We start from the raw sequence: 13,594 nt of genomic DNA on the forward strand, positions 1-13,594 counted from the left end.
TCCGTTTTCTCCAGTCTACCGCCCGGACTAGAAGGGGAAGTCCCAGGGGGCGGTGCCCTTGAGGCGCAGCTGGTGGAAGCGCTCGACGGTCTCGGGAGGCGCCTGGGGCCCGATGCGCGCCATGAGCGCGTTCTCGATGCGGCCTGCGATCTCGGGGTCGTCGGTGCGCCAGACCCGGAAGCCCACCTTGCGGTAGAGCCGGATCAGGGCTTCGCGGTAGGTGAAGGGGCTCACGCCGGTGCGCTCGGTGTCGTAATGCCAGGAGAGCAGCTGGGCGATCACGACCTTATCGTCGAAGAAGCCCGTCGCAAAGGTCCGTTCCAGCAGCTTCCGGGCGAGGCCCCGCCCGCGCCACGCCGGAGCCACCTCGACGGCGCCCAGCTCCCAGATGCGGCAGGTCGGGTCGCAGCTCCAGCGCTCGAAGCGTTCGGGCTTCTGCAGGGCGACGTAGGCGACCGTCACCCCTTCCGCGAAGGCCGCGCTCACGCACCCCTCCCCCGAGCGAACGAGCTTGACCAGGGCCTCGTGCTGGCGCTCGGGCGGGCGGAAGACGTCGAGTTCGGGATGGAAGGGGTGGCGTTCGAGCGTCTCGGCGTCGCAGCAGATGCACAGCTCGGCGGTCTGCGGCGGCGTCCGGTCCTGCGCGCCCGCGGGCTCGCCCACGCCTAACCCCCGCCGCGCATCGCGCCGACGCTGATGCGCTCCGCCCAGCGGCGCGCCTCCGCGCCGCCGACCTCGACCTCGAGCCGGCTGGTGCGCAGCCCGCCCACCACCCGCGGGGGCAGCGCGCGAAAACGCACCCAGGCCCCGTCCACGCGCCAGCCGTCGTCCGCCTCGACCGCCCCCCAACGGCGCAGGTAGTCCGCCAGCAGCCAGGGCGAGACGCCGCCCAGCTCGGCGCGCCAGACCCCCGCGCGGTCGGGCCCCGAGAAGCCGAGCGCCCCGCCGGCCACCGGCGGGAAGAGGTCGAGCACGTCCTCCGGACCCACCGGCGTGGCCAGGCCCTGGAGGTAGCGCACGTCGCGGCCGTTCACGAAGACCGAGACCCGCTCCGAGAGCACCCCCGGGGCCTCGAAGAGCTCGCCCTGCATCTCGGGGTGCAGCGTGAGCAGCTTCTCGAGCACCTCGCCGACGGTGGCCCCGTCCAGCTCCAGGTGCTTCACCCCGGCCACGTCGCGGAAGGTGGCGTAGAGGTTAACCCGCACGGCGCCGCCCCCACCACCAGGCCGCGCCCAACCCCAGGACGAACCCCAGGGCCAGCGCGGCCAGCAGGAACCAGGCGGTGGCCACCTCGTGCACCCCGAACCACCAGAAGCGCGTGCGCTGCGCGAAGTTGAGGCCGACCACCACGGCCAGCAAGAGCAGCACCACCAGGGTCAGGTAGAGCCGGACCTGCACCCACCACGGCGTGGATTCCATGCGTTCATGATAACGCGCCCGGCGGTTATAATCGCCTCGACATGAGCCCCCGAGACGAAACCGTGTTCCAGCTCATCGAGCTCGAGGCGCGCCGCCAGGCGGAAGGCCTCGAGCTCATCGCCAGCGAGAACTTCACCAGCGCCCAGGTGCGCGAGGCCGTGGGCAGCGTCCTCACCAACAAGTACGCCGAGGGTTACCCCGGCCGTCGCTACTACGGCGGCTGCGAGGTGGTCGACCGCGTCGAGACCCTGGCCCTCGAGCGCGCCCGCGAACTCTTCGGCGCCGCGTGGGCCAACGTGCAGCCGCACTCGGGCTCGCAGGCCAACATGGCCGTCTACTTCACGCTGATGGAGCCGGGCGAGGTCCTGCTGGGCATGGACCTGGCCGCGGGCGGGCACCTCACCCACGGCTCGCGGGTCAACTTCTCGGGCAAGCTCTATAAGGTGGTCAGCTACGGGGTGGACCCCGAAACCGAGCGCATCGACTACGACGAGGTCGAACGCCTGGCGCGCGAGCACCGGCCGCGCGTCATCGTCGCCGGGGCCAGCGCCTACCCCCGCACGATCGACTTCGAACGCTTCCGCGCCATCGCCGACGCGGTGGACGCCTACCTGGTCGTCGACATGGCCCACTTCGCCGGGCTGGTGGCCGCGGGCGTGCACCCCAACCCGGTTCCCTACGCCGACGTGGTGACGAGCACCACCCACAAGACGCTGCGCGGCCCCCGCGGCGGCCTCATCCTCTCGCGCGACCCCAAGCTGGGCAAGAAGATCGACAAGACCATCTTCCCGGGCATCCAGGGCGGGCCGCTCGAGCACGTGATCGCCGGCAAGGCCGTGGCCTTCTTCGAGGCCATGCAGCCCGGGTTCAAGGCCTACGCCCGCACCGTCGTCGAAAACGCCCGGGCGCTCGCGGGGCACCTGGCGGACCGCGGCTACCGCATCGTCTCCGGCGGCACCGACAACCACCTTTTCCTGGTGGACCTGCGTCCGGCCGGCCTGACCGGCGCCGAGGCCGAGGACCGCCTGGGCCGCGCCGGCATCACCGTCAACAAGAACGGCATCCCCTTCGACCCCCAGCCGCCGCGCGTCACCAGCGGCATCCGCGTGGGCACCGCGGCGATCACCACCCGCGGCTTCGAGCCCGGCGAGATGGCGCAGGTGGCCGAGTTCATGGACGCGGCGCTGCGCGAGACCCGGCCCGCGGAAGAGCTGCGCGAAGGGGTGCGCGCCTTCGCCCTGGCGCACCCGATGCCGTAGGGCCCGCCCTAGGCAACGCCGCGTCCGTACGTTAAACTAGGGGTTCGGGTCGGGAGCCCCAGGATCATGCGCAAGGTCGTCATCGTCGGTCGCCCCAACGTGGGCAAGTCCAGCCTCTACAACCGCCTGCTCGGCCGCCGCGACGCGGTGGTGGCCGACGAGGCCGGCGTGACCCGCGACCTCAAGGAGGCCGTGGTCGAGACCGAGCGCGGAAAGTTCAAGCTGGTGGACACCGGCGGCCTCTGGTCGGGCGACGCCTGGGAGCCCAAGATCAAGGAAAAGGTGGACCGGGCGCTCGCGGAGGCCGATCTGGTCCTCTTTCTGGTGGACGGCCGCGCCGAGCTGGCCCAGGCCGACTACGAAGTGGCCGACTACCTGCGCCGCAAGAACAAGCCGGTGCGCCTGGTGGCCACCAAGGTGGACCACCCCAAGCACGAGGCCTACCTGGGCGAGCTCTACGCCCTGGGCTTCGGCGACCCCATCCCCACCTCGGTGGAGCACCGCCGCGGGCTGGAAGAGCTCGAGGACGCCATCTGGGCGGCCCTCCCGGCGGAGGAGGGCGAGACCGAGGTCGAGGTCCCGCCCATCCGCATCGCCATCATCGGCCGCCCCAACGCCGGAAAGTCGAGCCTGCTCAACGCCATCCTGGGCGAGGATCGGGTCATCGTCTCCGATCAGCCGGGCACCACCCGCGACAGCATCGACGTCGAACTCGACTACGGCGGCACCCGTTTCGTGCTGGTGGACACCGCGGGCATCCGCAAGCGGCCCGAGACCGCGGTGGAGCACTTCGCCATCCAGCGCGCCCACCGGGTGATCCAGGAAGCCGACGTGGCGGTGCTGGCCGTGGACCCGTTCGAGCTGGGCGACCGCGAGCTGAAGATGGCGAACGAGGCCCTGGACGCCGGCAAACCGGTGATCCTGGCCGTCACCAAGTGGGACGCCGTGCCGAAGGAGGAGCGGCCGGAGGTGCGGCGCCAGATTCGCGAAAAGCTGGCTCACCTCGAGCATCTGCCCATCGTTTACACCTCGGCGGCGACCGGGCAGAACATCCACAAGATCTTCCAGCTGGCGACGCGGCTCTACCATAAGGCGCGCGAGCGCTTCGACACCGCCGACCTGAACCGCTGGGTGCAGGTCTGGCTCACCAAGACCCGGGTGCCCAACTTCCGCGGCCGGCCCCTCAAGATCTTCTTCGTCACCCAGCCCGAGGTGGCCCCGCCGCTCTTCGTCTTCTTCGTCAACCAGCCCGACTTCGTCACCCGCGCCTTCGAAAACTACATCAAGAACCGCATCCGCGAGGACCTGGACCTGCGCGAGGTCCCCTTCAGGCTCGCCTGGCGCGGGCGCAAGGGCAGGACGGGCTAGCTCCCCGGGGGCGGTGCGGACGCGCCAACGAGCGCTTCCATGCCCCGGGCCGCCGTGGCCCGCAGCGAAACGTCGGCCAGCGGGGTGAGCGGCGTGGGCTCGGGGTTGACCTCGATGAGGTAGGCCCCCGCGGACTTGGCCATCCGCCCCAGGCTGGCCGCGGGCTCCACCACCGCGCTGGTGCCGATCACCAGCGCCACCTCAGCGGTCATGAAAGCGCGCTCGGCCCGGGCCAGCAGCTCGGCGTCCAGGAACTCGCCGAACCAGACCACGTCGGGCCGCATGCGGCCGCCGCAGCGTTCGCAGACCGGCGGCGGGGTGAAGGCATCCGGCGGCGGCAACGACTGGCGGTGGCCGCAGCGTTCGCAGCGGGCGCGGGCGATGCTGCCGTGCAGCTCGACCACGCGCCGGCTGCCGGCGCGCAGGTGCAGACCGTCCACGTTCTGGGTGACGAGCAAAAAGCCGTCCCCCTTCTGCCGCTCGAGGTCCGCGAGCCGCAGGTGGGCGGGGTTGGGCTCGGCCTCCATCACCTGGGCGTAGCGCATCGCGTACCAGCGCCACACCTTCTCGGGGTCGCGGGCGTAGGCCTCGGGGGTGGCCAGCTCCTCGGGGCGGAACCCCTCCCAGAGCCCGCCCGCGCCGCGGAAGGTGGGAATGCCCGACTCGGCGCTGACGCCCGCGCCGGTCAGCACGGCCACCCTCCGGGCGGCTTCGAGCCGTCTCTGGGCCTGCTGGACTTCCATGTTCTTAGAATAGCGCCGCAGGGTGCTAGATTGGACGTATGGCGCGTACGCAACGGCTGGAGGTCCGCCTGGCCCTGCCTCTGGCCCTGGTCGCCACGGTGACCGCCGTGGGCACCCTGGGCTACTGGCTGCTCTGGCGGCCCTACGGGGCCTCCTGGCTCGACGCGCTCTACATGACCTTCATCACCATCACCACGATCGGCTACAGCGAACCCTTCCCGCTCGACGAAGGGGCCCGGATCTTCACGATGGTCATCGGAACCACGGGCATCGCCAGCCTGTTCTACGTCTTCGGCGTCTTCATGGACTACCTGGTCGAGATGGGGGCGAGCGGCGAACGGAGGAAGCGGCAGATGGAGCGAAAAGTAACGGCGCTGTCGGAACACGTGATCCTCACCGGCCTGGGCCGCGTCGGCCACCAGGCGGCCGAGGAGCTGAGCCAGGCGCGCGAACCCTTCGTGGTCGTCGAGCGCGACCCCGAGCGGGTGCAGTGGGCGGCGGACCAGGGCTACGTCGTGCTCGAGGGCGACGCCACCGAGGACGAGACCCTGAGGAAGGCGGGCATCGAGCGCGCCAAGGGGCTGATCGCGGCCACCGGCGACGACGCCGCCAACCTATTCATCGTCCTGAGCGCGCGTGCCCTCAACCCCGAGCTCTACATCGTGGCCCGCTCGGAGGACGCGGGGGTCATCCCCAAGATGCTCAAGGCGGGGGCCAATCGGGTGATCGATCCCTACGCGATCGGGGGCCGGCGGCTCGCCAGCCTGGTGCTGCACCCCGCGGTGGTGGACTTCCTGGAAACCACGCTGCGGCGGGGCGGGGCGCCGATCTCGATCGAGGACATCCTGATCACCCGCGACAGCCCGCTGGCCGGCAGGTCGATCGCCGAGCTGAACCTCAACCGCCGCTACGGCATCGTGGTGCTCGCCATCATCCGCGGCGACGAGACCCTGGTCTCCCCCGCGGCCGAGTGCGTCTTCAAGCCCGGGGACCAGGTGATCGTGATGGCGACGGTGGAACAGCTCGAGCAGTTCGTGCGCGAGATGGAGCTCCAGGAGGGCGTGAACCGCAGGGAACGCCTCGAGCGCGAAGCGAAGGGAGCGTAGACGATGCGGCTCTTCACCCCCGAGGCGATGCGCGCCGCCGACGCGCAGGCGGTGGAGCTGGGCTACCCCAGCCTGCTGCTCATGGAAGCGGCGGGCCGGGCGGTGGCCGAGGCGGCCCGGGCCGCCTGGCCCGAGGCCGAAAGCTACGCGGTGGTCGCCGGCAAGGGCAACAACGGCGGCGACGGGCTGGTCGCCGCCCGCTGGCTGCACCTTTGGGGACGGGAGGTGCGCGTCTACGCCCCCGAGGGGCACCGCGGCGACGCCGCGCTTGCGCGCGCGGCGCTGGCGGCCCACCTGGAGATCGAACCGCTGGAGGCCGTGGATCTGCGTGAAGCCGACGTGGTGGTGGACGCCCTCTTCGGCACCGGACTGACCCGACCGCTGGAGGGCGCGTGGGCCGAGCTCGCGGAGCGGATCAACGCCGCGGACCGGCCCGTCGTCGCCGTGGACGTGCCCTCGGGCCTGCCCTACGCCCCCCACGTCCGCGCCGACCTGACCGTGGCGCTGGCGGGCCTGAAGCCCGACCACGTCTTCTACCCCGGCCGCAGCGCCTGCGGCCGCATCCAGCTGGCCCCCATCGGCCTGCCGCCGGCGCTGCTGGAGCCGCGGGAACTGCCCGAGCTGCTGGACCCCGAAACCATGCGCGCGCTGCTGCCGTCTCGCCCCGGCCACGCCCACAAGGGCTCGGTGGGCCGGGTGCTGGTGGTCGGCGGCGCGGCCGAGTACACCGGGGCCCCCGCGCTGGCGGCCCTGGGCGCTTACCGCGCCGGGGCGGGGCTGGTGACCGTGGCCTACCCCAGCGACGCCCGGGTGGACCCCCCGCTCGAAGCCGTGCGGCTCCCGGTCAGCCGCTGGCAGGACGCCCGCCTCTTCGAGGCCAAGGCCGAGGCCCTGGCCGTGGGGATGGGCGGCGGCAGCGGCGGCGGGGCCGCGGCGCGGGCGGCGTTGAAGCTCAAGAAGCCCACCGTCCTCGACGCCGACGCCCTCTACCCCGAGGTGGTGAAGGCCTACGCCGCGGCCGCTGTGCCCACGGTGATCACCCCCCACCCGGGCGAGGCGGCCAGGCTCCTGGAGACCGGCGTGGGAACGGTGGTGCAGGACCCGCTGGGCTCCGCCTGCGAGCTGGCGCGCCGCTTCCGCACGACCGCGGTGCTCAAGGGCGGGCCTACCGTCCTCTGCGAACCCGGCCGCGCCGCCGTGAACACCACCGGCAACCCGGCGATGGCGACGGGCGGGGCCGGCGACGTGCTTTCGGGCGCGATCGCGGCCTTCCTGGCCGCGGGCCTCGCCCCCTGGGACGCGGCGCGTCTGGGCGTTTACCTGCACGGTCTCGCCGGCGACCACCTGGGCCGGATCGGGCTGACCGCGCACGAACTGGCCGAGGCCCTGCCCGTGGTGCGGGAGAAGCTCGAGCTCGGCTACCTGCGCCCTTACTGGGAAGCCGGTCTGCTCAGCCCACGGTAGCGGCGGCGCGGGCCTTCGCCAGGAAGCGCTCGCCCAGCAGCACCCGCTCGAGCAGCGCCTCCTCCTGGGGGAAGAAGTGGCCGTAGCGGCTGCGGCGCAGGTCGTAGACGCCCAGTTCGAACAGCTCCTCGACGCGGGCGACGAAGGCCGCCGCGGAGACCGCCCCCACCGTGAAGGCCACGACGGTGAGGCGCGCTTCCCCGGGAAAGACGTGGAGCAAAAGGGAGCCCTGGGAACCCAAGAACGCCAGGGTCACGCCGCCGTCCTCGACGCGGTGGCGGCGCAGGCCCCCGCCCAGGGGCCAGGCGTCCGCCAGCGCCTGGGCGCGCGCCTCGACTTCCATGCTTTCGAGGGCCAGATGGCGGGCGTCGATCGTGATCCGGGTGCCGTAGGCCAGCTGCTGCAAGGCGGATCCCTCCTGGGGTCACCTTACCATTCCGGGCCCGGTGCTAGGCTGCCGGCAGGGGGCTTTCGCCCCTTGGATGGCGCGTGCCCGCGGGCGTTAAATGGATGAGACGGCTGCGTGCGGTGCTAAACTTATGGGCGTAAAAGGAGGCGATATGTACCGCGGAAGAGAAGGGCAATGGGCTTTTTACCTCCACCGGATCACCGGGGTCGCGATCCTGCTCTACCTGCTGGTTCACGTAGGCGAGCTCACGGCCGCGATGTTCGGTGCCAAGTACTCCAACGCGATCCTCGAGTTCTTTCACCAGCCCCTGTTCCAGCTCGGTCTGCTCGGCGTGATCGGAGCGGTGCTCTACCACGCCCTCAACGGACTGCGCATCCTCATCATGGACTTCACCTCCTGGGGGACGCGCATGCAGCAGAAGCTGTGGTACGGCGTCCTGGTGCTGTTTGCGCTCCTCTACATCCCCACGATGATCAAGATCCTGCCCGAAATCTTCGGGGGCGGAGGTCACTGATGGCGATCAAGACCCGTAACTTCAACGAAGCCCGCCAGCAGGCCAGCACCAACATCGAGCTCATCTGGTGGGTCTTCATGCGCGTCTCCGGGGTGCTGCTGGTCTTCCTGGTGCTGGGCCACATCTACATGAACAACATCATGATCAGCAACACCTCGATCGACTACGACTACGTCGCGTCCAGATTCTCGCAGCCGCTGATCAAGGTCTACGACCTGGTCATGCTCGCGCTGGCGATGCTCCACGGCACCAACGGCCTGCGCTACGTGATCGACGACTACGTCCACCACGCCGGCTGGCGCAGCTTTATCAAGTTCGTGCTCTACTTCCTGGTCGCGTTGCTGATCGCTACCGGCACCATGGTCCTCTTCAGCTTCCCGTTCAACAAGGTAGGAGGTTAGCCGTGGCACACGTACATGATGTTCTCGTCATCGGAGCCGGCGGCTCGGGCTTGACCGCAGCGCTGTTCGCGGCGCGCCACGGCGCCAACGTCGGGGTCGTGAGCAAGCTCTACCCCACCCGCAGCCACACCGGTGCGGCCCAGGGCGGCATCGGCGCGGCCCTGGGCAACGTCGAGGAAGACCACTGGGAATGGCACATGTTCGACACCGTCAAGGGCGGCGACTACCTGACCGACCAGGACGCCGCCGAGGTGTTCGCGCGTGAGGTCATCGACGCCGTGATCGACCTCGAGCACATGGGCCTGCCCTTCGACCGCCTGCCCAACGGCAAGATCTCGCAACGGCGCTTCGGCGGACACACCCGCGAGTACGGCAAGGCCCCGGTGCACCGCGCCGCCCACGCGGCCGACCGCACCGGGCACATGATCCTGCAGACCCTCTACCAGCAGTCGATCAAGCAGGGCATCACCTTCTACAACGAGTTCCACGTCCTCGACGTGATCTTCACCGAAGACGGCCGGGCCATCGGGGTGGTGGCGCTCGAGTTCGCCACCGGCGAGCTCCACACCTTCATGGCCAAGTCGATCGTGATCGCCACGGGCGGCTTCGGCCGCATGTTCAAGGTCACCTCGAACGCCTTCACGCTCGCCGGCGACCTGCAGTCGATCCTCTACCGCAAGGGCTGGATCCCCCTGGAAGACATGGAGTTCTTCCAGTTCCACCCCACCGGCCTCTACCGCCTGGGCATCCTGGTCACCGAGGGCGCCCGCGGCGAGGGCGGGATCCTGCGCAACGCGAGCGGCGAGCGCTTCATGGAGCGGTACGCACCGACGATCAAGGACCTGGCCCCGCGCGACATGGTCAGCCGGGCCATGTACCTGGAGATCAAGGAAGGGCGCGGTTGCGGACCCAACAAGGACTACATCTGCCTCGACCTCACCCACCTGGATCCCGAGATCATCGAGCACAAGCTCCCCGACATCGCCGAGTTCTCGCGCACCTACCTGGGGGTGGACCCGATCAAGGAGCCGATCCCGGTGGTGCCCACCGCCCACTACGCCATGGGCGGCATCCCCACCACGCTGAACGGCGAGGTGATCAAGGACGGCGACGGCACCGTGATCCCGGGCCTCTACGCGGTGGGCGAGGCCGCCTGCGTCAGCCTCCACGGCGCCAACCGCCTGGGTACGAACTCGCTGGGCGACCTGGTGGTCTTCGGGCGCCGCGCCGGCCTGGCCTCGGCGCGCTTCTCGGAGGTCGAGTCCTTCGTCGACCTGCCCCCCGACGCCGCCGACCCGAGCCGCGAGCTGATCGACGGCATCAAGTCGCGCAGCAAGGGCGAGACGCCGTTCGCCATCCGCAAGGACCTCCAGGAGACCATGATGGACAACGCCTCGGTCTTCCGCACCGAGGAGCTGCTGGAGAAGCAGGTGGGCATCGTCCAGGAGCTGATGGAGCGCTACCGGAACGTCGTCATCCAGGACAAGGGGGACCGGTTCAACGCCGACCTCATCGATGCGCTCGAGCTGGGCTTCCTGCTCGACAACGCCGAAGCGCTGGTGCACTCCGCCAAGAACCGGAAGGAGTCGCGCGGCGCGCACGCCCGCGAAGACTACCCCGATCGCGACGACGACAACTGGCTGAAGCACACCCTGGTCTACCGGGAGGCCCCCGGCAAGGTGCGCTTCGCGTACAAGCCCGTGGTGCTGGGCCGCTTCGAGCCCAAGCCGCGCACCTACTAGGGAGGGGACGATGCGCGTAACACTGAAACTCTTGCGGTACAACCCCGAAGCGGATCAGGCCCCCCACTGGGAGAGCTACCAGCTGGATGCCGAACCTATGGACCGGGTCCTCGACCTGCTGCACAAGGTGAAGTGGGAGACCGACGGAACGCTGGCCTTCCGGCGCAGCTGCGGCCACGCCATCTGCGGCTCCTGCGCCATGATGATCAACGGCGTCAACCGGCTCGCCTGCAAGACGCTGGTGCAGGACCTCAGCGGGGACACGATCACCGTCGAGCCCATCCGCGGCCTTCCGGTGGAGAAGGACCTGGTCGTCGACATGGAGCCCTTCTTCAAGGCCTACAAGGCGGTCAAGCCCTACTTCATCAACAACGACCCCCCGCCCGCCCGCGAACGGCTGCAAAGCCCCGAGGAGCGGGAGATCTTCGACGAGGGCACCAAGTGCATCCTCTGCGCGGCCTGCACCACCTCCTGCCCCGTCTTCTGGATCAACGGCACCTACATCGGTCCCTCGGCCATCGTCAACGCCCACCGTTTCATCTTCGACAGCCGCGACCAGGGCAACGCCGAGCGCTTCCGGGCCCTCTCGGGCGGCGGCGGCGTGTGGCGCTGCCGCACCGCCTACAACTGCACCGAGGCCTGCCCGCGCGAGATTCCCGTCACCCACCTGATCGAAGAGGTGAAGCGCGCGATCATGCTCAACCAGGTCTGAGCATCCGCAGGCGCACCGGCGCGGGGCCCCGGCCCCGCGCCTTTCTTTTGTAGAATGGTGGACGAACGGAAAAGGAGGTTCAAGATGGCGCAGAAGAGGATCCTTATGTTCGTCGGCGACTACATGGAGGACTACGAGGCGATGGTGCCCTTCCAGATGCTGCTGATGGCGGGCCACCAGGTGGACGCGGTCTGCCCCGGCAAGAAGCCGGGCGACAGCGTCAAGACCGCCATTCACGACTTCGAGGGCGACCAGACCTACAGCGAGAAGGTGGGGCACAACTTCGCGGTCAACGCCGACTTCGACCTGGTGAACCCCGACGACTACGACGCCCTGCTCATCCCCGGCGGCCGCGCGCCCGAGTACCTGCGGCTCAACCCGCGCGTGATCAAGCACACCCAGGCCTTCGCGGCCGCGGGCAAGCCCATCGCCGCGATCTGCCACGGGGCCCAGATCCTGGCCGCGGCGCGGGTGATCGAGGGCTACGAGATCAGCGCCTACCCGGCCGTGGGTCCCGAAGTCGAACTGGCGGGCGCGAAGTACATCGGGCCCAACGACACCTTCACCAACGCCCACACCGACCGCAACTTCGTCACCGCGCCGGCGTGGCCGGCGCACCCTGAGTGGATCCGGCAGTTCCTGGAGTTGCTGGGGACCCGCATCGAACCCTAGGCTTCGAGCTCGATCCGCAGCGCGCCGGCCCGCCGGCGCAACTCCTGCAGGCGCTCGCGGAGCGCCTGCAGCTTTTGCCGGCGGTCTTCCAGCTCGGCGCAGCGGTCGCGGTAGAGGGCGCGGAAGCGCTCGGCCGAACGCGCCAGTTCGCCCTCCAGGGTGGCCTCGAGCCCCTCGGTGAGCTCGCGCTCGAGGCGGTCGAGCCCTTCGTCGATCCGCCGCTGGGCGGTGCGCTTGCGGCGCGGCAGGATCGAGAGCCCCAGCACCGCCGCCACCAGGCCGGCGGTGACGCCGGTCACGTCGGCGGCCAGGCCGTGCAGGGCCAGCGCCAGCCCCGCCCCCAGACCCACCGCCCCCAGTTCGGCCAGCGCGGTGTGCTGCAGTGCGCGGCTGAGCAGGCCCTGGAGGTCGCGGGCCTCGGCCTCGGGGTCGTAGGCCTCCAGGGCCCGCGTCACCTGCTCCGAGAGGGTCGGGCCATCGCCTTCGTAGGCGCGGGCGCCGCCGCGCGTGTTGAGGAGGTCGAGGGCGGAGGCCAGCAGGTCGCGCTCGGCGCGGGCGAGCCAGGCCAGGCTCTCCTGGATCTTGCGCTCGAGTTCGCGGTGGGCCTCCCCCACCACCTCGGCCTCGAAGGACTTCTGGATCTTGCTCGCGTTCATCAGGTCGAAGAGGCGGCCGAAGCGCAGGGTTTCGTCGAGCCACCGCGCCGCACGCCGGCGGACCCGGGCCACGACCTCGCGCAGCTGCGCCGTCTGGCCCCGAAACTCCTCGCGCACGCGCCCCTCGTGCCGCTCGAGCAGGGCTTCCAGGCGGGCGCAGGTCTCGAGTTCGGACTCCAGCGCCTGGGCCTCGGGCCCGAGCCGCCCCTCGCCCTGCTCCAGCAAGCGCTCGAGCACGCCCAGCGGCGAGCCCAGCTTGATGCGCGCCGCCTCCTCGCGCAGCACGCGCTCGATGAAGGCCTCGAGCTCCTTTACGCCCCCGTCCTCCCCGGCGCGCGCCCGTCGGGCCGAAACCCCGAAGACCGGGGGTTCGACGCCCAGCGTACGGGCGGCCTGCTCGCGGACGTAAGCGAGCACTTCTTCGGCCTCGTCAGGCCCCAGCAGATCGAGCTTGTTGACGACGAGCACGACCTTCTTGCCCCAACCCCTGATGAGCTCGAGGAAGTCGCGCTCGCTGGCGGTGTAGGGGCGGTCGGCGCTGGTGGTGAAGAGGATCAGGTCGGCGCGGGGCAGGAAGCGCTCGGTCAGGATCTGGTGGTGCTCGATCACCGCGTTGGTGCCCGGGGTGTCCACCAGGTGGACGTCCTTGAGCAAGGGGTGGGGCAGCCGCAGCACCACCAGGCCCGGCTCCAGGGCCCGGCTGCCCGGCTCCTCCCCGTAGGCGATCCACTGGATGCGGTCGGTCGTCGGGGTCACCCCCTCGCGCAACAGCTCCCGGCCCAGCAGGGCGTTGAGCAGGCTCGACTTGCCGCTGTTGAACTCGCCCGCGACCACGAGCAGGAAGGGGCCCTCCAGGTCCTGAAGCGCCTGGCGCAGGGGGGTCGTCGTCTCCCCGGCTTGCGCAAGCGCTTCCAGGCCTTCGGCGAGCAGCCCGCGCACCTCGCCCGCCAGGCGTTGCAGTTCGGGGTCGATCACGCCCTCATGCTACCAGCCCACGGTGAAACGCCAACAAAAAAAGCCGGGTTTCCCCGGCTCTCTGGTGGGCGATGGTGGACTTGAACCACCGACCTCATGCGAAAGTTACCGGGATTAGCTGTAGTCGGCTTACTCAGAATAGAGGCGGAGCGCA

The 13,594-nt window shown here is 70.2% G+C and carries 15 protein-coding genes; 9 read left to right on the top strand and 6 right to left on the bottom strand.

The window, feature by feature from the left end:
• Positions 1-27: 27 nt before the first annotated feature.
• Genes OCEPR_RS07570 through OCEPR_RS07580 form a run of 3 tightly spaced genes read right to left on the bottom strand, consistent with a single transcriptional unit; the run spans position 28 to position 1,419 of the window.
• Positions 28-663 carry a GNAT family N-acetyltransferase gene (locus OCEPR_RS07570; protein WP_013458123.1) on the bottom strand — a complete coding sequence of 212 codons (636 nt, stop codon included), beginning with the start codon at positions 661-663 and terminating at the stop codon, positions 28-30.
• Between the two features lie 2 nt (positions 664-665).
• A complete protein-coding gene (locus tag OCEPR_RS07575; protein ID WP_013458124.1) occupies positions 666-1,205 on the bottom strand; it encodes a ubiquitin-like small modifier protein 1 in 540 nt (179 codons plus the stop codon).
• Positions 1,195-1,419 carry a hypothetical protein gene (locus OCEPR_RS07580; RefSeq protein ID WP_013458125.1) on the bottom strand — a complete coding sequence of 75 codons (225 nt, stop codon included), beginning with the start codon at positions 1,417-1,419 and terminating at the stop codon, positions 1,195-1,197. Before OCEPR_RS07580 ends, OCEPR_RS07575 begins: the two co-directional genes overlap by 11 nt.
• A gap of 41 nt (positions 1,420-1,460) precedes the next feature.
• Between OCEPR_RS07580 and glyA the strand changes: the two genes are divergently transcribed.
• Together glyA and der are read left to right on the top strand one after the other, a co-directional pair.
• The gene (glyA, locus tag OCEPR_RS07585; protein WP_013458126.1) at positions 1,461-2,678 is read left to right on the top strand and encodes a serine hydroxymethyltransferase; all 1,218 of its coding nucleotides are present in this window, start codon (positions 1,461-1,463) and stop codon (positions 2,676-2,678) included.
• A gap of 66 nt (positions 2,679-2,744) precedes the next feature.
• Positions 2,745-4,046 carry a ribosome biogenesis GTPase Der gene (gene der / locus OCEPR_RS07590; RefSeq protein ID WP_013458127.1) on the top strand — a complete coding sequence of 434 codons (1,302 nt, stop codon included), beginning with the start codon at positions 2,745-2,747 and terminating at the stop codon, positions 4,044-4,046.
• Here the strand turns inward: der and OCEPR_RS07595 are convergent.
• Positions 4,043-4,789: an SIR2 family NAD-dependent protein deacylase gene (locus tag OCEPR_RS07595; RefSeq protein ID WP_013458128.1), complete on the bottom strand. Its 747-nt coding sequence runs from the start codon at positions 4,787-4,789 to the stop codon at positions 4,043-4,045. The genes der and OCEPR_RS07595 overlap by 4 nt on opposite strands.
• A gap of 38 nt (positions 4,790-4,827) precedes the next feature.
• Here OCEPR_RS07595 and OCEPR_RS07600 point away from each other — a divergent pair, with 38 nt between their 5' ends.
• Positions 4,828-5,895: a potassium channel family protein gene (locus tag OCEPR_RS07600; protein WP_013458129.1), complete on the top strand. Its 1,068-nt coding sequence runs from the start codon at positions 4,828-4,830 to the stop codon at positions 5,893-5,895.
• A gap of 3 nt (positions 5,896-5,898) precedes the next feature.
• The gene (locus OCEPR_RS07605; protein WP_013458130.1) at positions 5,899-7,359 is read left to right on the top strand and encodes a bifunctional ADP-dependent NAD(P)H-hydrate dehydratase/NAD(P)H-hydrate epimerase; all 1,461 of its coding nucleotides are present in this window, start codon (positions 5,899-5,901) and stop codon (positions 7,357-7,359) included.
• Here the strand turns inward: OCEPR_RS07605 and OCEPR_RS07610 are convergent.
• A complete protein-coding gene (locus tag OCEPR_RS07610) occupies positions 7,346-7,765 on the bottom strand; it encodes a hypothetical protein (protein ID WP_013458131.1) in 420 nt (139 codons plus the stop codon). The two genes, OCEPR_RS07605 and OCEPR_RS07610, sit on opposite strands and share 14 nt — an antisense overlap.
• A 154-nt stretch (positions 7,766-7,919) precedes the next feature.
• Between OCEPR_RS07610 and sdhC the strand changes: the two genes are divergently transcribed.
• From sdhC to OCEPR_RS07635, 5 genes are all read left to right on the top strand, one after another.
• Positions 7,920-8,282, top strand: a complete 363-nt coding sequence (sdhC, locus tag OCEPR_RS07615) for a succinate dehydrogenase, cytochrome b556 subunit (protein WP_013458132.1) — start codon at positions 7,920-7,922, stop codon at positions 8,280-8,282.
• On the top strand, positions 8,282-8,683 hold the full coding sequence (gene sdhD / locus OCEPR_RS07620; RefSeq protein WP_013458133.1) for a succinate dehydrogenase, hydrophobic membrane anchor protein: 402 nt from the start codon (positions 8,282-8,284) through the stop codon (positions 8,681-8,683). The genes sdhC and sdhD overlap by 1 nt, the downstream gene beginning before the upstream one ends.
• A 2-nt stretch (positions 8,684-8,685) precedes the next feature.
• Positions 8,686-10,425: a succinate dehydrogenase flavoprotein subunit gene (sdhA, locus tag OCEPR_RS07625; RefSeq protein WP_013458134.1), complete on the top strand. Its 1,740-nt coding sequence runs from the start codon at positions 8,686-8,688 to the stop codon at positions 10,423-10,425.
• Between the two features lie 10 nt (positions 10,426-10,435).
• Positions 10,436-11,137, top strand: a complete 702-nt coding sequence (locus OCEPR_RS07630; RefSeq protein WP_013458135.1) for a succinate dehydrogenase iron-sulfur subunit — start codon at positions 10,436-10,438, stop codon at positions 11,135-11,137.
• 84 nt (positions 11,138-11,221) lie between these two features.
• Positions 11,222-11,809 carry a DJ-1/PfpI family protein gene (locus tag OCEPR_RS07635; protein ID WP_013458136.1) on the top strand — a complete coding sequence of 196 codons (588 nt, stop codon included), beginning with the start codon at positions 11,222-11,224 and terminating at the stop codon, positions 11,807-11,809.
• On the opposite strand, the gene OCEPR_RS07640 is transcribed toward OCEPR_RS07635, so the two are convergent.
• Positions 11,806-13,440, bottom strand: a complete 1,635-nt coding sequence (locus OCEPR_RS07640) for a dynamin family protein (RefSeq protein WP_013458137.1) — start codon at positions 13,438-13,440, stop codon at positions 11,806-11,808. The genes OCEPR_RS07635 and OCEPR_RS07640 overlap by 4 nt on opposite strands.
• Between the last annotated feature and the right edge of the window lie 154 nt (positions 13,441-13,594).

This window comes from Oceanithermus profundus DSM 14977, assembly GCF_000183745.1.
GTDB lineage: Bacteria > Deinococcota > Deinococci > Deinococcales > Marinithermaceae > Oceanithermus > Oceanithermus profundus.